This window comes from Cupriavidus sp. D384 (assembly GCF_001652915.1).
In the GTDB taxonomy this organism is placed as follows: Bacteria; Pseudomonadota; Gammaproteobacteria; order Burkholderiales; family Burkholderiaceae; genus Cupriavidus.
The window spans coordinates 193,773-214,597 of sequence record NZ_BBQI01000090.1 but is presented as its reverse complement, the minus strand read 5'-3'; the positions used below and the strand labels follow the sequence as shown (position 1 = coordinate 214,597).

The following is a 20,825-nucleotide window of genomic DNA, read 5'->3' as shown; positions in this document are numbered from 1 at the left end:
TGGCCTGGCGCGCAGTAGTCTGAACGCCGCAGTAGTCTGAACGCAATACAGCGCAAAACAAAAAACCCGCCGATTGGGCGGGTTTGCTGTGTGACTGCCTGACGGTTCCGATCCACGTCGATCGGTTGGTTGCGGGGGCAGGATTTGAACCTGCGACCTTCGGGTTATGAGCCCGACGAGCTGCCAGACTGCTCCACCCCGCGTCCGTCGAAGCTGTGATTATAGGCGACCCGTTGGCGCATTGCAACAGAAACTTAAAACTTCTGTGATGGCCTGCAATGACGCGCCTGCGCGCCGTGCCTGAACAGTTGGAGCGCTTTCGTGGCAGGTCGTTCAGGCCGACGCCGGGATTTCGCTTGTGCGGCGCGGCAGCGGCTGCCATCCGGCACTTTCGAACTCGAAGCTGTCGCGCTGCCGCAAGTCGTCGCGTTGCCAGATCACGCGGTCATGGCGCACGGTGAGCATCCAGGTTGTCGTTGCCAGCGGTTGGGGCGGTTCGAACGCGCGCGGCGTCAGCACGGCCACGCAGATGCCCGGCTCGGGGTCGCGCACAGATGTGTAGCGGATCAGGCCAACCCCGGCTTCCCGCGCAATGCGTGCGAATGCCTGGCAGGCGCCGTAGTCGTCGGGGGCGGTCCACTGCGCGGCGTCCTCCACGAACGGAGGCGCGTCCAGTGCCACGCCTTCGGTGCGGACACCCACCTGGAACAGCGTCTGCGCGCGGGCGTCGATGCGGGGCAGGGACGGGCAGTCCATCAGAAAGCGCCAGCGCCAGTAGCCAAGTTCGGCGCAGGCGGTCCGGATCGAATCCGCGCCGTAGAACACCCCGGGGTCCTGGCCGCCGCGAAAGCGCGAACCCCATTCTGTGGCGGGATAGCGGAATGGCGTGAACATCAGGTAGTGCAGCGGGCGGGCGTCGGGGGGCACGACGGGTTTGCCGGCGTCGATCACGGCCTCCAGGACAGCCTGCTCTTCGAGCGAGTCGACCAGGGGCATGGTCGAGACAACGTGCTGGGCCTCCACGGCCCGCCAGAGTGTGAGCGCGAACGGCTTGCGCTCAGATGCGACCGCGGGTGGCGTCCAGGTAGTGAACGACACGAACGAGGCCCTCGGTGGTACGGATCAGTTCCAGTGGCTTGCCGCCAAGCGAGATATTGTCGTGGGTCAGCCAGAGTCGCGCCTGCTCGTCATGGCCCAGGATGGCATCCAGCGACCGGAACAGGCGGACGAACAGGACAGCGAATTCCCATTCCTTTCGATGCGTGTCCAGCACATAGCCGCCCGATGCCATGCGGGATACCGACGCGGTGCTGATGCCCAGCACGCTGGCTACGATGGCCTGGCTGATGCCCAGGAAGCCGGCCGCGCGCATCACTGCCTTGGTCAGCGTCACGCCGGGATCAGGGTTGCCGGCGGGCGCAGTCTCCGGAATCTGCCTCGATTGCATCGCCTGTTGTCTCCTGTTTCTTGAGAAACATTATAGGCGGCAGGTTTCAGTTGGGAAGTTGCAAATCGAGACAGTTCCGGATACTCGCCAATTAGTACGTTTCGATGTGGAGGCGGCCCTCCGCGCGTAGTCGCGACTCGATGTCAGACCACGACAATCCGGCACTGGCACAGACCTCCGAAAACGCCTCCAGCACACCTTCCTCCATGCCCTTGAGCCCGCAGATGTAGATGTAGCCATGCGGGTCGCCCAGCAATGCGGCAACGTTGGCGGACGTTTCGCGTATCGCATCCTGCACATAGCGCCGCGGCACCTCGGGATCGCGCGAGAACGCGAAATGGATGTCCAGGAAATCCTTGGGCAGCTTGAGCAGCGGGCCGAAGTAGGGCAGTTCGCGCCGGTTGCGGGCGCCGAAGAACAGCAGGCGGCGGCCGCCGAAGTGGGCCATGTTGCGGCGCATCCGCTCGGTCATGGCGCGCATTGGCGCGGACCCCGTGCCGGTGCAGATCATCATCACGCTGGCTTCGCGGTGGTTCGGCATCAGGAACGTATTGCCGAACGGGCCCACCACCTGCACCGCGTCGCCCTTGTTCAGGTCGCACAGGAAGTTCGATGCCACGCCGCGCGCCGGGTTGCCGTCGTGGTCGGTATCCACGCGCTTCACGGTCAACGCCAGGTTGTTGTAGCCGGGGCGCTCGCCATCGCGCGGGCTGGCTACCGAATACATGCGGATGTAGTGCGGCTTGCCCGACGCATCGGTGCCGGGCGGCACGATGCCGATGGCCTGGCCTTCCAGCACCGGAAAGAACTGGTTGCCGAAGTCCAGCACGATATGGTGGATATCGCTTGACGCATCGGTCTCGGTCAGCCGGTAGTTGCCGGCCACCGTGGCGGTCAGCGGTTCGCGGATGCCATGCAGGTTCACGTACGGATGGGCGGCCGACCACGGTGCCTTGGGCGAGGTATGGCGGCTGGTCTCAACCTCCTGCACCGTCACCGTCACGGGCTTGCTCGATATCGCCGCGTCGCCAATCGCCTGCTCGGCCGCGGCTGCGGCATCGATGGCGGCGTCGATGACTGCTTCGGTCAACGGCACCTCGGCAGGCAACTCGTCCCAGCCCAGCTGGGCCTCGATGGTGTAGGCGTGGCCCTTGAACATCGTGCGCCAGTTGTCGATGGCGCCCGTGGGACAGGGCGACAGGCACGCGCCGCAGCCGTTGCAGACGTCCGCCTTGACCACGTAGTTGCGGTCGTCGTGGGTAATGGCATCGATCGGGCAGGTGTCTTCGCAGGTGTTGCAGCGAATGCAGATTTCCGGATCGATCAGGTGTTGCTTGATGATGTCGGCGGCGCCCATGATCGTCGGTTCCTCCGAAAATTCAGTTGAAGCGGACGTACTCGAAGTCCACCGGCTGGCGGTTGATGCCGATGGCGGGCGGCGCGATCCAGTTGGCGAACTTGCCCGGCTCCACCACCCGGCCCATCAGCGACGCCACATATTTACGGTCTGCGTCGGTGGCCAGCCATTTGTCCTTGTTGGCATTCCATTCGGCTTCGCCGATCACGTCGCCGGTGGGCGACACGTGCAGGTTGGCGAACGTGCCGATCTTGCGGTTGAAGGCCTTGTGCGGCACCGTCAGCCGGAACGGAATGCCGGCCTTCTCGATGACCTTGTTCCAGCGTGCCACCCCACCCACGGAATCCTTGATGTAGTCGTCGCGCAGCACCTCGTTCAGCGCGTTGAGCATCGGCACCTCGCGCTCGCCCAGCTTGCCGTCGCGCACTTCCAGGATGCGGTACACGTCGCCCTTGAGCAGGTGATCGTCGGCGCGCTTGCCTTCCTCGAAGCGGCCCTTCAGGCCGGCGCTGTAGAACGTGGCCGCATTCGACGACTGATCGGCGCCAAACAAATCGATCGTCACGCTGTAGTGGAAGTTCAGGTAGCGCTGGATGGTCTCCAGGTCGATCACGCCGGCGGCGCGCACGTCGGCCGGGTCCTGGATGTCGCGCTCGCGCATGACCTCGCAGGTGCGCTGGATTACGCGCGACACGCCCGATTCGCCCACGAACATGTGATGGGCTTCCTCGGTCAGCATGAAGCGCGTGGTGCGGGCCAGCGGATCGAAGCCCGATTCGGCCAGTGCGCAGAGCTGGAACTTGCCGTCGCGGTCGGTGAAGTACGTGAACATGAAGAACGACAGCCAGTCGGGCGTGCGCTCGTTGAAGGCGCCCAGGATGCGGGGGTTGTCTTCATCCCCGGATCGGCGGCCCAGCAGCGCCTCGGCTTCTTCGCGGCCGTCGCGGCCGAAGTGCCGGTGCAGCAGGTACACCATGGCCCACAGATGCCGGCCTTCCTCCACATTGACCTGGAACAGGTTGCGCAGGTCGTAGAGCGATGGCGCGGTCAGGCCCAGGTGGCGCTGCTGCTCCACCGATGCCGGTTCGGTGTCGCCCTGGGTGACGATGATGCGGCGCAGGTTGGCGCGGTGCTCGCCCGGCACTTCCTGCCACGCCGCCTCGCCCTTGTGCTCGCCAAAGTGGATCTTGCGCTCGGCATCGGCGGGCTGCAGGAAGATGCCCCAGCGGTAGTCCGGCATTTTCACGTGATCGAAATGCGCCCAGCCCGACGGGTCCACCGACACCGCCGTGCGCAGGTAGACATCGAAATTGTGCGAGCCGTCCGGCCCCATGTCGCGCCACCAGTCCAGGAACGCCGGTTGCCAGTGCTCCAGGGCACGCTGCAGCGTGCGGTCTTCGGACAAGTTGACGTTGTTGGGAATCTTCTGGCTGTAGTCGATGCTCATCGCGGGTCTCCTTTTATCGTTGTCAGGGGTGCCGGGCGGCGGTCAGACCCGGTCCCAGTCGAAGCGTGCCTTGTTGCCGGTGCCGAAGACCTTGAGCGCTCCGTGTTCGCCCACGGCATTGGGGCGGTTGAAGATCCAGTTCTGCCAGGCTGTCAGCCGGCCGAAGATGCGCGTTTCCATGGTTTCGTGGCCGCCAAAGCGCAGATTGGCCTCCAGGCCGGTCAGCGCGTCGGGCGACAGGCTGGCGCGTTCCTCGATGGCGATGCGGATCTCGTCTTCCCAGTCGATGTCGTCCAGCGCGGCGGTGACCAGCCCCAGTGCCTCGGCGGCCGGACCATCGAGCGGCTTGCCCGCCTGCTCGCGCACGGCGGCGAGCGCATCGGCTTCTTCGTAGAACCGTGCGGCAATGCGGGTCAGGCCGTTCGGCATCGGATAACGGCCAAAATTGGCGGCGTCGGCATGCAGGTGCGGGGTTTCGCCGGGCGCATCGGGCATGTGCAGCATGTAGGTGCGATCGGCGGCCAGCGCCAGCTCCAGCAGTGTCCCGGCAAAGCACGAGCCCGGTTCCACCAGTGCGAACAGGCTGCGCGACGACACATCGAGCCGGGCCAGCGTGCGGCGCAACATACCGATGGTCTCGCGGACGAACCAGTGGCCGGCGTGAGCATCCATCAGCGCGTCGGCGGCCAGCACCTGGGCGGCGTCGCCCCGGGTCTTCAGGATCCACATGCCGATGTCCAGGTGGTTGGCACGCAGGGTCAGGATGGCGTCGTCGAGTTCGCGGGCCATTTTCAGGGGCCACCACTGAGCGCCGGCGGCGACGATGCCGGCCACATCCTTCGGCTGCGCGCCGGTGGGGGCGGCAACGGTGATCGTGGCGTGGCGCGCGTGGCGGTCGATATCGACGCGTACCGTGTCATAGACATAGCCGCTGTCGCTGGCCTGGCGTGCCAGCGGCGTCAGCACCACGCCGGCCTCGCCGGCCGGGCGGTCGCTTTGCGCGGCCAGCGCCTGGGCGCGTTCGCGCAGGTGTTCGGTAAAGCGGGCGGGTTTGACCACATCGTCCACCAGGCGCCAGTCCCTGGCCCGCTGGCCGCGCACGCCTTCGGTGGTCAGGCAGAAGATGTCGGCGTGGTCGCGGCGCACGTGGCGCTTGTCAGTGACGCGCGTCAGGCCGCCGGTGCCCGGCAGCACGCCCAGCAGCGGTACCTCGGGCAGGCTGACCGCCGACGAGCGGTCATCGATCAGCACGATCTCGTCGCAGGCCAGGGCCAGTTCGTAGCCGCCGCCGGCAGTGGTGCCGTTGCAGGCCGCAATGAACTTGATGCCGGAATGGCGGCTGGCGTCCTCGATGCCATTGCGCGTTTCATTGGTGAACTTGCAGAAGTTCACCTTCCAGGCATGGCTGGACTTGCCCAGCATGAAGATATTGGCGCCGGAGCAGAAGATGCGGTCCTTGGCGCTGGTAAGGATCACGGTGCGGACTTCGGGGTGCTCGAAGCGGATGCGCTGCAGTGCGTCGTGCAGTTCGATGTCGACGCCCAGGTCGTAGGAATTGAGCTTCAGCGTGTAGCCGGGGCGCAGGCCGCCTTCCTCGTCGACATCCATCGCCAGCGTGGCGACCGGGCCGTCGAACGTAAGCTTCCAGTGGCGGTACTGGTCGGGGTGGCGCTCGAACGTCACCGGGGCGGCAGCGGCGGGCGTGGCGGTATCCGTCGACATGGGGGCGTCTCCTTGATGCACTATAGTGCTGTATCGTTTGCGATGAAATATAGTGCATCATGACGGGCGATGCAAGCCCCGGCGGGGTCTGGTGTGCAGCGGGAGGGCGGGGCGGAAGGGGCAGGGGTGGCGGCGGGCCGCTTATGCGCCTAGTGCGGAATCTGGCGCAGTTGCGTCTGGAGCGCCTGAAGCGACGATGCGGCGTCCTGACCGCTGGTGTCGACCGACACGTCCGCGCGCGAATAGAGCGGGGTGCGTGCCTGAAGGATGCGGCGCAGGTCGGTCATGGCCTCGCGGTTGCCCTCCATCGGCCGCATGTCGCCCTGGGCGACCACGCGGGCCATGTGTTCCTCGGGTGAGGTCCGGACCCAGACGGTCAGGCAGCGCGACAGCAGCAGGTTGAATGTGGCGGGCTCCGACACCAGGCTGCCCGGCGTGGCCAGCACCATCGTGTCGTGCTCGCGCAGCACGCGTTCAAGGGCGCGCATTTCGTAGCGCCGATAGGCAGCCTGACCATAAAGCGAATGGATTTCCGACAGGCTCGCGCCAGCTTCCTGTTCGATCGCGGCATTCAGTTCGACGAACGGCATGCCCTCGGCAGCTGCCAGCGACCGGCCCAGCGTGGATTTGCCGGCGCCGCGCAGGCCGATCAGTGCGATGCGGCGATGCCGCGCGTCGCGCGATTCGGCGGGTGACAGCGCGTGCTGCGCCGCCTCGCGCACGCGCGCCAGATCCGTGGCGGGCAGCTGTGCCAGCCACTGCACCAGTTGCGAGAATTCTGCGGCCCGGGAGCCGCCGTGACCGGCGGCGTGGCCATCCACCTCGGCCAGCACCACTGGCAGCGGCACGTCCAGCGCGCCAGCCACCTGGCGCAGCAGCAGGACCGATGCATTGCCGGTGCCGGTTTCCAGGTTGGCGAGGTAGCGCTCGGATACATCGGCGCCGCGTGCCAGATCCTTGCGCGACATGCCGCGTGCTGCGCGCAGCGAACGAATGCGCTCGCCAAGCTGCGTCAGGTAGGGGTCGCGCTCGCCTGCGGCGCGGGGCTCCGCGCGCTGGTCGGCACGGCTGTCGGCGGTCAGGAGCGGGTCGGGGTCGCGACGCATGCGGGTATCGAAAAATTGGGTCAGTCGGATGGGGCGTCGCATTATACGTACACGGCATGCGTGGCAGTGCATATGGTGCGTAGTTATATAGTGCATACCCTTGCTTGCATAATAGTCGATATGAAATAAAATGCATCGACATCGCGGCAGCGCTGGGCATGGCTGCCGGTACAAGAAGACAAACTGCTGGAAGCCATACCGGATCGCGCATTGCGGCTGGCGACGATCCGGGTGGCCAGAGGAGTGGAGACATGACGCCCCCGATCACAAGCACCGCGGCTGCCGGTACGGCAGGGCAGGCGGTGTCCCCGGCTGTATCCATGGCATCGTCTTCCGTGCCGCCCGCCGACACGCCGGGCCCGGCGATTGCCCCGTCTGTTGCTGGCGTGGCCGTGCTTCCCGCCCGCTACAACGCCGCCGAGGACCTGCTGGCGCGTCACCTGCAGGCCGGGCGGGGCGGCAAGCCTGCCTATATCGACGACTCCACCACGCTGACCTTTGCCGAACTGGACGGCCGCTGCCGCCGCTTTGCCGGCGCTTTGCGCCGGGCCGGGTTCCGGCGCGAGGAGCGCATCTTGCTGTGCGCGCTCGATACGATCGATTTCCCCACGGTGTTCCTGGGTTGCCTGCTGGCCGGTGGGGTGCCGGTTGCCGTCAACACCTTGCTGACGGTTGAAGACTACGCATACATGCTGGCGCACAGCGGCGCGCGGGCCGTGGTGGTGTCGGCGCCGCTGCTGGGCACGATGCAGGCGGCTATCGACAAGTCCGGGCTTGTGCCAGACGTGATCGTGGCCGCGCCCGGGCCGGCGCCAGATGCCGGCTGGCCGGGCCCGACCGTCGCCAGCATGGTGGCCGATGCCGAACCCGCGCCGGACGCCGCGGCCACGGGCCCCGACGACATGGCGTTCTGGCTGTATTCGTCGGGCTCGACGGGCCGTCCCAAGGGCACCGTCCATACCCACGGCAACCTGTTCCATACGGCCGATCTGTACGCGCGCCGCGTGCTGGGCATCCGCGAAGACGACGTGGTGTTCTCGGCGGCCAAGCTGTTCTTTGCCTACGGGCTGGGCAATGCGCTGACGTTTCCGCTGTCGGTGGGCGCCACCACCGTGCTGATGGCCGAGCGGCCGACGCCCCAGGCGGTATTCCAGCGCCTGGTTTCACATCGCCCGACCGTCTTCTGCGGCGTGCCGACGCTGTTCGCCGGCATGCTGGCCGCCGCCGACCTGCCGCCGCGCGCCAGTGTGGCGATGCGGGTCTGCACGTCGGCCGGCGAAGCGCTGCCGCGCGATATCGGTGACCGCTTCCTGGCGCATTTCGGCTGCGACATCCTGGATGGCATCGGTTCCACCGAGATGCTGCACATCTTCCTGTCGAACCGCCCCGGCGAAGTGCGGTACGGCACCACCGGCCGCCCGGTGCCGGGCTATGAACTGAAGCTGCTCGACGAGCAGGGCGAGCCGTGCGCGGCCGGCGAGATCGGCGACCTCTATATCAAGGGGCCATCGGCCGCGCTGATGTACTGGAGCAACCGCGACAAGAGCCGCGATACGTTCGTGGGCGCGTGGACCCGCAGTGGCGACAAGTACGTCTGCGACACCGACGGCTACTACACCTATGCGGGCCGCAGCGACGACATGCTCAAGGTCGGCGGCATCTACGTGTCGCCATTCGAAGTGGAGGCCGCGCTGGCCCAGCATCCGGCCGTGCTGGAGGCCGCGGTGATCGGCGTGGCCGATGCCGACGACCTGATCAAGCCCAAGGCCTTCGTGGTGCTGCGCCCGGGCCAGCAATGGCACGACGGCATGGCCGCCGAACTGCAGGCCTTCGTCAAGTCGAAACTGGCGCCGTACAAGTATCCGCGGCAGATCGAGTGTGTGGAGGAGCTGCCGAAGACGGCGACCGGCAAGATCCAGCGTTTCCGGCTGCGCCAGCGCGAGGAAGCGGCGCGGTTGTCGTGAGGGATGGTGACGGCATACCGTCGGGCAGGGCCGTGATATGCGTGGTATGCGTGGTGACAGGGGTGGTGAGATGGGCAGCGAACTGGTTCGGATTCCCTTCGATGGGCGGCAGATCGACATCGAGTATCAATGGCTGAGACCCGGGCGCGAACGGCGCCCGCTGGTGGTGTTCCTGCACGAAGGCCTGGGCTCGGTCAGCATGTGGCGCGATTTTCCGCGCCAGTTCTGCGAGGCCGGCGACTTCCGGGGCCTGTTTTTTTCGCGCTACGGCTACGGGCGCTCCACGCCACGGCCGCATGACGAGCAATGGGGAGTCGATTTCATGCATCGCCAGGCCCGCGAGGCGCTGCCGGTGTTGTTCGAGACGCTTGGCGTCGGCCCCGGCCGCCAGCACGGCAGGCCCTGGCTGATGGGCCACAGCGATGGCGGATCGATCGCGCTGATCTACGCGGCGAGCTTTCCCGATGCGGCGGATGGCCTGACGGTGCTGGCGCCGCATATCTTCGTCGAAGACCTCTCGGTGCGCAGCATTGCCACCACGCGCGAGACCTACCTGAACACCGACCTGCGCGCGCGGCTGGCGCGCCACCACGGCGATGTGGATTCGGCGTTCTGGGGCTGGAACGATATCTGGCTCAACCCGGACTTTCGCCACTTTGACCTGCGCCCGCTGCTGGACGGCGTCCGCTGCCCGGTACTGGCCGTGCAGGGCGAGGACGACGAGTACGGCACCATGGCCCAGATCGAGGGTATCCAGCGATATGCCCCGCAAACCGTACTGCTTAAACTCGCGCGCTGTGGGCATTCGCCGCACCGCGACCAGGCGGGCGCATTGACGGCTGCGACCGCGGCGTTTATAACGGCGAATACTTCAATCCTAAAATAATTGGCGGCGACAGCCGGGCCGGCACCGGTCCGGTGCGCGCGGCGCCACCGGCTTCAGACCACCAGGAGGAGAATCCATGCATCGCAATGCATTGCGCAGGCTGCTACACGCTCGTCGTCTGTCTGTCGTCACGCTGGCCGCCAGCGCGCTGCTGGCCGCCGGCAGCGCCGCCGTGGCCCAGACCGCGCCGGCCGCCCCGGCAGCCGGTGGCAAGGTCAAGGTCGGCTTCATGCTGCCGTACACGGGCACCTATGCGGCGCTGGGCACCGCCATCGAGAACGGCTTTCGCATGTATGTGCAGCAGCAGGGTGGCAAGCTGGGCGGGCGCGACGTGGAGTACTTCAAGGTGGACGATGAATCGGACCCCGCCAAGGCCCCGGAAAACGCCACCAAGCTGATCCGGCGCGACCAGGTGGATGTTGTGGTCGGCACCGTGCACTCGGGCGTGCAGATGGGCATCGTCAAGGTGGCGAAGGAAAACAACACGCTGCTGATCATCCCGAATGCGGGCGTGGACGAAGCCACCGGCCCGCTGTGCGGCCCGAATATCTTCCGTTCGTCGTTCTCGAACTGGCAGCCGGGCTATGCCATGGGCCACGTGCTGGCCGAACGCGGCATGAAGAAGGTGGTCACGCTGACCTGGAAATACGCGGCCGGCGAGCAGTCGGTCAAGGGTTTCAAGGAGGCCTTCGAGGCCAAGGGCGGCAAGGTGGTCAAGGAACTGAGCCTGCCATTCCCGAACGTCGAGTTCCAGGCGCTGATTACCGAGGTGGCGTCGCTGAAGCCGGACGCGGTGTTCGTGTTCTTTGCTGGCGGCGGCGCGGTCAAGTTCGTGAAGGACTGGCAGGCCGCCGGCCTGAAGGACAAGATTCCGCTGTACGGCTCGGGCTTCCTGACCGACGGCACGCTGGAAGCGCAGGGCGCGGCCGCCCAGGGGCTGGAGACCACGCTGCACTATGCCGACGGCCTGAGCAACGCGCGTGACAAGTCCTTCCGCCTGGACTACGCCAAGACCTACAAGCTGCAGCCGGACGTCTATGCGGTGCAGGGCTACGACGCCGCGCAGCTGCTGGCTGCCGGTGCGAACGCGGTCAAGGGCGACATGACCCGCAAGCCGGACATCATCAAGGCCATGGAGACGGCCAGGGTGGACAGCCCGCGCGGTGCGTTCACGTTGTCGAAGGCGCACAACCCGGTGCAGGACTTCTACCTGCGCAAGGTGGACGGCCGCGAGAACAAGGTCAGCACCGTGGCGGTGAAGGCGCTGGCCGACCCGGCGCGCGGCTGCCGCCTCTGATCCGGCCCATCCACAGGACCCGCGGAACCTCCGAGGCCCCCAGGACCCACCAGACGGCAGCGCCGGCTTCACGATGGACATTGTTTCCTTCCTTATCCAGTGCCTGAACAGCGTGCAGTACGGCCTGCTGCTGTTCCTGGTGGCCAGCGGGCTGACGCTGATCTTCGGCATCATGGGTGTGATCAACCTGGCCCACGGCAGTTTCTACATGCTGGGGGCCTACCTGGCGTTCACGCTGGCCAGCCTGACGGGCAACCTGTTTATCGCGCTGCCGCTGGGCATCGTGCTGGCCGTGCTGTTCGGCTACCTGCTCGAATGGGCGTTCTTCAGCTACCTGTACCAGCGCGACCACCTGCAGCAGGTGCTGATGACCTACGGGCTGATCCTGGTCTTCGAGGAACTGCGCAGCATCCTGGTGGGCGATGACGTCCACGGCGTGCCCGTGCCGGCGCTGCTGGACGGTGCGCTGCCGATCGGCAACGACATGACCTATCCGGTCTACCGGCTGTTCATCTCGGCGGTGTGCCTGCTGGTGGCCGGGGCGATGTACTACGTGATCCGCCGTACGCGGGTGGGCATGATGATCCGCGCGGGCGCCACCAATCGCGAAATGGTGCAATCGCTCGGCATCAACGTCACCGTGCTGTACCGCTTCGTGTTCGCGCTGGGCGTGGCGCTGGCGGTGCTGGCGGGGATGATTGCCTCGCCGGTGTCGTCGGTGTATCCGGGCATGGGGGGCCAGGTGCTGATCATCTGCTTCGTGGTGGTCGTGATTGGCGGGATCGGGTCGGTCAAGGGCGCGCTGGTGGCGTCGCTGCTGATCGGCTTTGTGGATACGTTCGGCAAGGTGTTCTGGCAGGATGCAGCCGGCGTGCTGGTGTACCTGCTGATGGCCGTGATCCTGCTGTGGAAGCCGCAAGGGCTGTTCCGCGCGGGTTGAGCAGGGAAGGGACATGCAAACCGATATCTCGACAACCGGGCCCCAGGACGTACGGCGCCCCGCGTGGCTGGCGGCCACGGGCTGGATCATCGCGCTGGCCGTGCTGTGCGCCGTGCCGCTGCTGCTGACCGCCGACAGCCACAAGTACTACATCGAGCTGCTCAGCAAGGTGATGATCATGGCGATCTTCGCGCTGTCGCTGCAGCTGCTGATTGGCTACACGGGCCTGGTCAGCCTGGGGCACGCGGCGTACTTTGCCATGGCGGCGTATGCCACGGCCATGCTGGCGCCCGAGAGCGGCGCGGGCAACGGCTGGCTGCTGATGCTGGGCGCGGTGGGCGCCGCGGGCCTGCTGGCGCTGGTGGTGGGCGCGATGGTGCTGCGTACGCGCGGCATCTACTTCATCATGGTCACGCTGGCCTTTGCGCAGATGGTGTATTTCGTGTTCCACGATACAAAGATCGCTGGTGGCAGCGATGGCACCTATATCTACTTCCGGCCCGAATTCGGCCTGTTCTCGGAACTGCCGCTTACGGTGAACGAGCCGGTGCAGTTCTACTGGCTCGTGCTGGCGGCGCTGGTGCTGACGGTGGCCCTGCTGGCGTTGCTGCTGCGCTCGCGCTTTGGTCACGCGCTGGTCGGCATCCGCCATAACGAGCAACGCATGCGCGCGGCCGGCTTTGGCACGTATCGCTACCAGTTGGGGGCCTTTGTGGCCGGCGGCATGCTGGCCGGGCTGGCGGGCTTTCTCTATGCGATCCAGTTCGGCTTCGTGAACCCCGAGATCGCGTCGTGGCACCAGTCGGGCAATGCCATGCTGATGGTGATCCTGGGCGGCGTGGGCAGCCTGGCCGGCGCGGTGCTGGGCGCGTTCTCGTTCGTGCTGCTGGCCGAGTGGTTCGGCACCCTGACCAGGCATTGGCAACTGCTGATGGGCGGTTTCATCATCGTCGCGGTGGCGCTGTTGCCGCGCGGGCTGGTGAGCGTGCCGGCGGTGCTGCGGCAACGTTCGCCGCGCCGGGCGCGCCGCCATGTGGGGGCCGCCGACCCGAACGCGCAAAGCCGGGAGGCCGCATGAACCAGCCCACATCGGCACCGGTGATGCAGGCCGACATGCTGTCGCGCCGCTTTGGCGGCCTGACCGCAGTCAACCAGGTGGACCTGTCGCTGCACCTCAATGAAATCCATGCCGTGATCGGCACCAACGGCGCGGGCAAGTCGACGCTGATCAACCTGTTGTCAGGCGAACTGCCGCCGTCGGAAGGCCAGCTCTATCTGCAGGGGCACGAGGTCACCGGCTGGGCGCAGCCGAAACTGGCGCGCCACGGGGTGGGGCGCAGCTACCAGCGCAACAATATCTTCCTGCCGCTGACCGTGCGCGAGAACTGCCGGCTGGCGGCGCAATCGCGCGCCCAGCGCGCATGGCGGCTGTGGGAGTCGGCGCAGGGCTGCCGCACCAGCCGGGCGCTGGCCGATGAAGCGCTGGAGCGCGCCGGACTGGAGCAGCATGCGGGCCGCGTTGCCAGCGAACTGGCCCACGGGCAGAAGCGCCAGCTTGAAGTGGCGATGTGCCTGGCTACCGAGCCGGTGGCGCTGCTGCTGGACGAACCGCTGGCCGGCATGGGCGCCGAGGAATCGGCCCGCATGCTCGACCTGCTGCGCGGACTGCGCGAAGGGCATGCGATCCTGCTGGTCGAACACGATATGGAGGCTGTGTTCGCCGTGGCCGACCGTATCACGGTGATGGTCAACGGCACGGTCATTGCCTCGGGCGATCCGGCCAGCATCCGCGCGAACCGCGAGGTGCAACTGGCCTACCTGGGCGAGGAGGACGGGGCGGGGCAGAAGCAGGAGGCCGGCGCATGAGCACCAATGCCATCATCGACGCCAACGGCATCAACGCCTGGTACGGATCGAGCCATGTGCTGCGCGGCATCGACTTCCACGTCAATGCGGGGGAAACCGTCGGGCTGCTGGGGCGCAATGGCATGGGCAAGAGCACGCTGCTGCGTACGCTGCTGGGTCATGTCCGGGAACGCGCCGGCACCATCCGCGTGGCGGGCCGCGAGATGTCGCGCGCCCGGCCGCACGAGGTGGCCCGGCTTGGCGTCGCCTATGTGCCAGAAGGACGTGGCATTTTTCCGAATCTGAGCGTGCGCGAAAACCTGGTGATGGCCGCGCGGCCGGGCTGCGACGGCCGCAAGGACTGGGACGAGGCCCGCGTGCTGGACCTGTTTCCGCGGCTCAAGGAACGGCTATCGCATGGTGGGCAGCAACTGTCAGGCGGCGAGCAGCAGATGTTGTCGATTGGCCGGGCGCTGATGACCAACCCGGACTGTCTGATCCTTGACGAGGCCACCGAGGGGCTGGCGCCCCGTATCGTGCATGAGATCTGGAACGTGATTGCCACCGTGCGCGGCACCGGCATTGCATCGATCGTGGTGGATCGCAACTACCGCGCCGTACTGGCGCATGCAGATCGCGTGGTCGTGCTCGAAAAAGGCCAGGTGGTGATGGCCGGGCCGGCCGCCAAGCTGGCGGCCACGCCGGCGGCGCTGGATCGTTATCTTGGCGTCTGACGCCCGTTTGAAAAAAGTAACGTATCAGACATTCGATGTCGTGCCCTCGCAACGGCCCGACCGTGGGTGAACCGACCGTTGCGGCATTGGCGGGGCTTGACCATGCCCGGCTTCTTTCCCATGCTTGATCCGTCATGCCCGACGACGTCGGCATTTCCACAGTGGTCGCCGCACGACACTTCATCTAGAATGCGCGCGTTTGTGCAACGCAATAGAAACTGAGAAGGCCCACACGCCCCATCGGGGACCGGAGCCGCAAGCGTGAGAGAAATCGTGCCTGATAAAGCACTTTGGAGGGACTGTCCATCTGGCACCACGCCGGGACAGCCAAAGGCAGGCGCGGGAGGCGCGAGCCGGTTCACCTGACCCAATTCCATGACCCAGTCCGCAACCACCAGTCATTATTTCGTCGAAAGCCCGAGCACCCGTGCGCTCGTGATCGGCGCGATCGGCGTCGTCTTTGGCGACATCGGTACCAGCCCCCTGTATTCGCTGAAGGAGTGTTTCAGCAAGGACCACGGCATCCCGTTCAGCCCCGAAGCGGTGCTGGGCATCATTTCGCTGCTGTTCTGGGCCATGATCGTCGTCGTTTCCATCAAGTACGTGCTCTTCGTGATGCGCGCCGACAACAACGGCGAAGGCGGGGTGCTGGCGCTGATGGCGCTGGCATTGCGTACCGCCGCGCCGCGGTCGCGCATGGCCCGGCTGATCATGATGTCGGCCATTTTCGGGGCCTGCATGTTCTATGGCGATGCCGTGATCACGCCGGCCATCTCGGTGCTGTCGGCCGTGGAGGGCCTGGAGATTGCCGCGCCGGCGCTGTCGCATTTCGTGATCCCGATCACGCTGTCCATCCTGTGCGTGCTGTTCTTTATCCAGCGCCATGGCACCAGCGCGGTGGGCAAGCTGTTCGGGCCGATCATGGTGGTGTGGTTCCTGGCGCTGGGCGGGCTGGGCATCTTCAACCTGGTGCAGGCACCGGACATCCTCAAGGCCGTCAACCCCTGGTACGGCATCTCGTTCCTGATCGAACACTCGCTGCTGGCGTTTATCGTGCTGGGCAGCGTGTTCCTGGTGCTGACCGGCGCCGAGGCGCTGTACATCGACATGGGCCATTTCGGCGCCAAGCCAATCCGCTACGGCTGGTTCGCGCTGGTGATGCCCTGCCTGATGCTGAACTACTTCGGCCAGGGCGCGCTGCTGCTGGTCAACCCGCAAGCCATCGAGAACCCGTTCTTCCTGATGGTGCCGGACATGCTGCAGCTGCCGATGGTGCTGCTGGCCACCGCCGCCACTGTGATCGCGTCGCAGGCCGTGATCTCGGGGGCGTTCTCGCTGACCAGCCAGGCCATCCAGCTGGGCTTCCTGCCGCGCATGCGCATCCTGTACACGTCGGCGGCGGAAATCGGCCAGATCTACCTGCCCGTGATCAACTGGGCGCTGCTGGTGCTGGTGATTGCCGTGGTGCTGTCGTTCCGCAAGTCAGAGAACCTGGCCGCCGCCTACGGCATTGCCGTGACCACCACGATGCTGATCACGACGTTCCTGGCGGTCATCGTCATGCGCCGGTTCTGGAAGTGGAACCGGGTGCTGGTGACGCTGCTTGGCGCGTCGTTCCTGATCGTCGACCTGTCGTTCTTTGCGGCCAACCTGCTCAAGGTGGCCGAGGGCGGCTGGTTCCCGCTGCTGATGGGCAGCACCGCGTTCTTCCTGCTGATGACCTGGCACAGCGGCCGCAAGCTGCTGCGGGCGCGCAGCCTTGAAGACGGCATTCCGCTGGAGCCGTTTATCGCAGGCCTGCTGGCGCATCCGCCGCATCGCGTGGAAGGTACGGCCGTGTTCCTGACCGGCAGTACCGAATCGGTGCCGGTGTCGCTGCTACACAACCTCAAGCACAACCGGGTGCTGCACGAGCGCGTGGTGTTCCTGAGCTTCGTGACGCGCGATATTCCGTACGTGGACGACGATCACCGCCTGACCTGCAAGGACCTGGGCGGCGGTGTATTCATCCTGGCGTCCGAGTACGGCTTCAAGGAAACGCCGGACGTACAGCGCGTGCTTGATCTGGCGCAGCGCAAGCTCGACATGCATTTCGAACTGATGGAAACGTCATTCTTCATCGCACGCGAGACGGTGATCCCGTCAAAGCTGCCGGGTATGTCGATGTGGCGTGAAAGGCTCTTTGCCTGGATGCATCAGAACGGCGCCAAGCCGTCGGACTTCTTCTCGATCCCGGCCAACCGTGTGGTGGAACTGGGCACGAAGGTGGAAATCTGACCCCGTTCGCTGACTGAACCGCCATGAAAAACGCCCCGCATCAAGCGGGGCGTTTCACATTCTGCCGTGCGGTGCCGGGGGGGCGCTGGCTCAGCGCTTCAGCTTGGCAAAGGCCGCGGCCATGGCGCCTTGCTGTTCCGACTCGCGGCGGTTGTTGCCGCCAGCGCCACGATTGCCACCGCCGTTGCGCTGGCCGCGATCGGCAGGACGGTCGCCACCGCCGGTACGCGGCGCCTGCTGGCCGGGCTCGTCGTCCAGGCGCATCGTCAGGCCGATACGGTTGCGCTTGACGTCCACTTCCATGACCTTGACCTTGACGATCTGGCCCGCCTTGACCACTTCGTGCGCGTCCTTGACGAACTTTGTCGACAGCGCCGAAATGTGGACCAGGCCGTCCTGATGCACGCCAATGTCGACGAACGCACCGAAGGCCGCCACGTTGGTGACCACGCCTTCCAGGATCATGCCCGGCTGCAGGTCCTTCACGTCTTCCACGCCTTCCTGGAAGGTGGCGGTCTTGAACTCGGGGCGCGGGTCGCGGCCCGGCTTTTCCAGTTCGGTCAGGATGTCGCGCACGGTGGGCAGGCCGAACTTGTCGTCGGCAAACTGCTGCGGCGACAGGCCGCGCAGGCTTTCGCGGTTGCCCATCACGTCGGGCAGGCCCTTCTTGATGTGGTCCAGGATCTTCTGCACCACCGGATAGGCTTCCGGGTGGACCGACGAGCGGTCCAGCGGGTTGTCGCCGGTGTTGATGCGCAGGAAGCCGGCGGCCTGCTCGAACGTCTTGTCCCCCAGGCGCGGCACCTTTTTCAGCGATTCGCGATTGTTGAACGCGCCGTTGGCATCCCGGAAATCGACGATATTGCGCGCCAGCACCGAGTTCAGGCCCGAAACGCGTGCCAGCAGCGGGGCGGATGCCGTGTTCACGTCCACGCCCACGGCGTTCACGCAGTCTTCCACCACGGCGTCCAGCGCGCGGGCCAGCTCGCGCTGGTTCACGTCGTGCTGGTACTGGCCCACGCCGATCGACTTGGGATCGATCTTGACCAGTTCGGCCAGCGGGTCCTGCAGGCGGCGGGCAATCGACACCGCGCCACGTAGCGAAACGTCCAGTTCCGGGAATTCCTTGGCGGCCAGTTCCGACGCCGAGTACACCGACGCGCCGGCTTCGCTGACCACGATCTTGGTCAGCTTCAATTCCGGGGCGCCCTTCATCAGGTCCTGCACGAGCTTGTCGGTCTCGCGGCTGGCCGTGCCGTTGCCGATGGAGCAGAGCGCCACGTTGTGCTGCTTCGCCAGGCGGGCCAGCGTAGCCAGCGAACCGGTCCAGTCACGGCGCGGTTCATGCGGATAGATCGTGGCCGTATCGAGCAGCTTGCCCGTACTGTCCACCACGGCGATCTTGCAGCCGGTGCGGATGCCGGGGTCGATACCCATCACGGACTTGGGGCCGGCCGGTGCGGCCAGCAGCAGTTCGTGCAGATTGCGGCCAAATACCTTGATGGCCTCGCCCTCGGCGGTTTCGCGCAGCTGGGTCAGCAGTTCGGTTTCCAGATGCGGCTGCACCTTGACGCGCCAGCACCAGCGGCACACGTCGGACAGCCATTTGTCGGCCGGACGGTTGCGGTTCTCGATGCCGACATGGCGCGCGATCATGCCTTCGCACGGGTGCGGCACCATGGCGTCCTGTTCGTCGCCCAGGCCCAGCTTGACCAGCAGCACGCCGGCATTGCGGCCGCGGAACAGCGCCAGCGCCCGGTGCGACGGCACGGTGCGGATGGTCTCGCTGTACTGGTAGTAGTCGCGGAACTTCTCTTCCTCGGCGGTTTCCTTGCCTTCCATGACCGTGGACGACACCACGCCGTTGTTCCACAGGTGGTCGCGCAGCTTGCCCAGCAGGTCGGCTGTTTCGCCAAATTGTTCGGACAGGATGTCGCGCGCGCCGTCCAGCGCGGCCTTCGCATCGGGCACGCCGCCGTCGGCGGTGGGGTTGCCGTTGACGTACTTGGCAGCCTCGGCCTGCGGGTCAAGCGTGGGGTCGGCCAGCAGTGCCTGGGCCAGCGGCTCCAGGCCGCATTCGCGGGCGATCTGGGCGCGCGTGCGACGCTTGGGCTTGTAGGGCAGGTACAGGTCTTCCAGCGTCTGCTTGGTCTCGGCACCCTCGATGGCTGCGCGCAGTTCGTCGGTGAGCTTGCCCTGTTCCTCGATCGACGCCAGGATCGTGGCGCGGCGGTCTTCCATGTCGCGCAGGTAGAGCAGGCGTTCTTCCAGCGTACGCAGTTGCGTATCGTCCAGGTTGCCCGTCACTTCCTTGCGGTAGCGGGCGATAAACGGCACTGTGGAACCTTCATCCAACAGGTCGACGGCAGCCGCCACCTGGCGCGGTTGCACGGACAGTTCGGCCGCGATCAGCGACACAATCTTTTGCAGGACGGAAGCAGGCAGATTGGACATCGAGAAAACGAGTCAGTCGAAAGCGGGGCATTGTGCCACAAGCGCGGCGCGCTTCCGGTGACGGGAAGACACCTTTTACATCGTCTTTTCGACGGCTTGCGCGGGTGGCGCCTGCACGGCACCCGGCGGCCGGTTCGTGCCGCGGTCCGAGGGCTCCCCGGATGCTAGAATCGCGGCATGATCGTCAAGCCCCTTCCGGCCGTCATGGCTCGCCCGGTTTCCATTTCCGCTCCCCCGATTGCCACGCTCGCGCTGGCCGCGCTGCTGCTGGCGGCGCCGCTGGGCGCCGCGCACGCGCAGGCGTCGGCACCCGCTGCCGCTCCCACGTCCGCGCCCGCATCGGTACCCATCCCGCCGGACCCTGGCAAGCCGCGCGATTTCGAGGCCGAGCGCAAGGCCATCGGCGATTCGCGCGCCTGGACCAACTACCGGTTCGCGGTGGCCGAGCGGGCGTGCTACAGCAAGTTCCTGGTCACCAGCTGCATCGAGAAGGCCCAGGACGTGCAGCGCGAGGAACTGCACGTGCTGCGCGCCAGGGACCTGGAAGTTGGCGATGCCGAGCGCGCCTACAAGGCGGCCACGCGCGATCGCGAGCAGGCGCTGCGCCGCGCCGAATACGAGGCCGGCCAGCCGGGCCGGGCGGCCAACGAGCAGGCCAGCCGCGAGGCATTCGATCGCAAGCAGCAGGAACAGGCGCTGCGCGATGCGCAGGCCACCGGGCAGGCGCCCCAGCGCGCGGCCAACGCCGAGGCGTACCAGAAGAAGCAGGACGACTACAACGCGCGCATGAAGGAAGCCCAGCAGAAGGGCGCCGAAAGCGCGCGTCAGCGACAGGAAAACGTCAAGACTTACGAGCAGAAGCAGGCAGACGCCGCACAGCGCCAGAAAGACCTGGACGAGCGGCGCGCACGTGCCGAGGAGAAGCAGAAGCAGGGCGGCCAGAATTCGGCGCCGAGCCCGTTCGGTTTCTGATTCGTTGGCAGGGTCGGGCGGGGCCGCTGGCTGCCGCCATGGAGTACGAAGGCGCACCATGGATGAAAATCTCAACACGCTGGCGCGGCAGATCATCGAGTTGCAGATCGAACACCGCGACCTCGATTTCCTGATCGACCGGTTATCCGCCGATCCCGCCCACGACGAACTGCAGTTGCGCCGGCTGAAGAAGCGCCGGCTCAAGCTCAAGGATGCGATCACCTTGCTGCAGCTGCACCTGGAACCCGATGTCCCTGCGTGACCGTGTCTTGCCCGGTCGTGCCCTGACGGTCGCCCCGATGGCGCGCTGGCCTGGCGACCCGGCCCACTGAAGCGCGCCCCAAGCACCAGACATTTCCCGTGGCAGGCCAGCCGGC

17 protein-coding genes and 1 tRNA gene are annotated in these 20,825 nt (G+C 66.2%); 10 read left to right on the top strand and 8 right to left on the bottom strand.

Annotated features, from left to right (window positions below):
* Nucleotides 1-126: 126 nt before the first annotated feature.
* The 7 genes from A9J21_RS18740 to A9J21_RS18710 form a co-directional block, all read right to left on the bottom strand.
* A tRNA-Met gene (locus A9J21_RS18740) sits at nucleotides 127-203 on the bottom strand.
* 130 nt (nucleotides 204-333) lie between these two features.
* The gene (locus tag A9J21_RS18735) at nucleotides 334-1,098 is read right to left on the bottom strand and encodes an RES family NAD+ phosphorylase (RefSeq protein WP_197497526.1); all 765 of its coding nucleotides are present in this window, start codon (nucleotides 1,096-1,098) and stop codon (nucleotides 334-336) included.
* Nucleotides 1,058-1,447, bottom strand: coding sequence for an antitoxin Xre/MbcA/ParS toxin-binding domain-containing protein (locus A9J21_RS18730; RefSeq protein ID WP_066738400.1), 390 nt, complete (start codon nucleotides 1,445-1,447; stop codon nucleotides 1,058-1,060). Before A9J21_RS18730 ends, A9J21_RS18735 begins: the two co-directional genes overlap by 41 nt.
* A 91-nt stretch (nucleotides 1,448-1,538) precedes the next feature.
* Nucleotides 1,539-2,804 (bottom strand): benzoyl-CoA 2,3-epoxidase subunit BoxA, encoded by a 1,266-nt coding sequence (gene boxA / locus A9J21_RS18725; protein ID WP_066738397.1) that lies wholly within the window; start codon nucleotides 2,802-2,804, stop codon nucleotides 1,539-1,541.
* Nucleotides 2,805-2,826: 22 nt separating this feature from the next.
* Nucleotides 2,827-4,251: a benzoyl-CoA 2,3-epoxidase subunit BoxB gene (gene boxB, locus A9J21_RS18720; RefSeq protein ID WP_066738393.1), complete on the bottom strand. Its 1,425-nt coding sequence runs from the start codon at nucleotides 4,249-4,251 to the stop codon at nucleotides 2,827-2,829.
* 42 nt (nucleotides 4,252-4,293) lie between these two features.
* Nucleotides 4,294-5,973 carry a 2,3-epoxybenzoyl-CoA dihydrolase gene (gene boxC / locus A9J21_RS18715; RefSeq protein WP_066738389.1) on the bottom strand — a complete coding sequence of 560 codons (1,680 nt, stop codon included), beginning with the start codon at nucleotides 5,971-5,973 and terminating at the stop codon, nucleotides 4,294-4,296.
* A gap of 149 nt (nucleotides 5,974-6,122) precedes the next feature.
* Nucleotides 6,123-7,079: a helix-turn-helix transcriptional regulator gene (locus A9J21_RS18710; RefSeq protein WP_066738386.1), complete on the bottom strand. Its 957-nt coding sequence runs from the start codon at nucleotides 7,077-7,079 to the stop codon at nucleotides 6,123-6,125.
* 251 nt (nucleotides 7,080-7,330) lie between these two features.
* Between A9J21_RS18710 and A9J21_RS18705 the strand changes: the two genes are divergently transcribed.
* The 8 genes from A9J21_RS18705 (at nucleotide 7,331) to A9J21_RS18670 (ending at nucleotide 17,022) form a co-directional block, all read left to right on the top strand.
* On the top strand, nucleotides 7,331-9,043 hold the full coding sequence (locus A9J21_RS18705) for a benzoate-CoA ligase family protein (protein WP_082926506.1): 1,713 nt from the start codon (nucleotides 7,331-7,333) through the stop codon (nucleotides 9,041-9,043).
* Between the two features lie 70 nt (nucleotides 9,044-9,113).
* Nucleotides 9,114-9,929: an alpha/beta fold hydrolase gene (locus A9J21_RS18700; protein ID WP_066738382.1), complete on the top strand. Its 816-nt coding sequence runs from the start codon at nucleotides 9,114-9,116 to the stop codon at nucleotides 9,927-9,929.
* Between the two features lie 76 nt (nucleotides 9,930-10,005).
* Nucleotides 10,006-11,226, top strand: a complete 1,221-nt coding sequence (locus A9J21_RS18695; RefSeq protein ID WP_066738380.1) for an ABC transporter substrate-binding protein — start codon at nucleotides 10,006-10,008, stop codon at nucleotides 11,224-11,226.
* Between the two features lie 73 nt (nucleotides 11,227-11,299).
* Nucleotides 11,300-12,166, top strand: a complete 867-nt coding sequence (locus A9J21_RS18690) for a branched-chain amino acid ABC transporter permease (protein WP_066738371.1) — start codon at nucleotides 11,300-11,302, stop codon at nucleotides 12,164-12,166.
* Nucleotides 12,167-12,179: 13 nt separating this feature from the next.
* The gene (locus tag A9J21_RS18685) at nucleotides 12,180-13,244 is read left to right on the top strand and encodes a branched-chain amino acid ABC transporter permease (protein WP_066738369.1); all 1,065 of its coding nucleotides are present in this window, start codon (nucleotides 12,180-12,182) and stop codon (nucleotides 13,242-13,244) included.
* Nucleotides 13,241-14,032, top strand: coding sequence for an ABC transporter ATP-binding protein (locus A9J21_RS18680; RefSeq protein WP_066738367.1), 792 nt, complete (start codon nucleotides 13,241-13,243; stop codon nucleotides 14,030-14,032). Before A9J21_RS18685 ends, A9J21_RS18680 begins: the two co-directional genes overlap by 4 nt.
* Entirely contained in the window at nucleotides 14,029-14,745 is a 717-nt protein-coding gene (locus tag A9J21_RS18675) for an ABC transporter ATP-binding protein (protein WP_066738364.1), read from the top strand. Before A9J21_RS18680 ends, A9J21_RS18675 begins: the two co-directional genes overlap by 4 nt.
* Nucleotides 14,746-15,120: 375 nt before the next feature.
* Nucleotides 15,121-17,022 carry a potassium transporter Kup gene (locus A9J21_RS18670; RefSeq protein ID WP_066738361.1) on the top strand — a complete coding sequence of 634 codons (1,902 nt, stop codon included), beginning with the start codon at nucleotides 15,121-15,123 and terminating at the stop codon, nucleotides 17,020-17,022.
* Nucleotides 17,023-17,112: 90 nt separating this feature from the next.
* On the opposite strand, the gene A9J21_RS18665 is transcribed toward A9J21_RS18670, so the two are convergent.
* Nucleotides 17,113-19,476 carry a Tex family protein gene (locus A9J21_RS18665; RefSeq protein WP_066738358.1) on the bottom strand — a complete coding sequence of 788 codons (2,364 nt, stop codon included), beginning with the start codon at nucleotides 19,474-19,476 and terminating at the stop codon, nucleotides 17,113-17,115.
* Between the two features lie 177 nt (nucleotides 19,477-19,653).
* Between A9J21_RS18665 and A9J21_RS18660 the strand changes: the two genes are divergently transcribed.
* Together A9J21_RS18660 and A9J21_RS18655 are read left to right on the top strand one after the other, a co-directional pair.
* A complete protein-coding gene (locus tag A9J21_RS18660; protein WP_066738355.1) occupies nucleotides 19,654-20,448 on the top strand; it encodes a hypothetical protein in 795 nt (264 codons plus the stop codon).
* A gap of 58 nt (nucleotides 20,449-20,506) precedes the next feature.
* Complete coding sequence (locus A9J21_RS18655; RefSeq protein ID WP_029050639.1) at nucleotides 20,507-20,710, top strand: DUF465 domain-containing protein; 204 nt, start codon at nucleotides 20,507-20,509, stop codon at nucleotides 20,708-20,710.
* Nucleotides 20,711-20,825 lie beyond the last annotated feature (115 nt).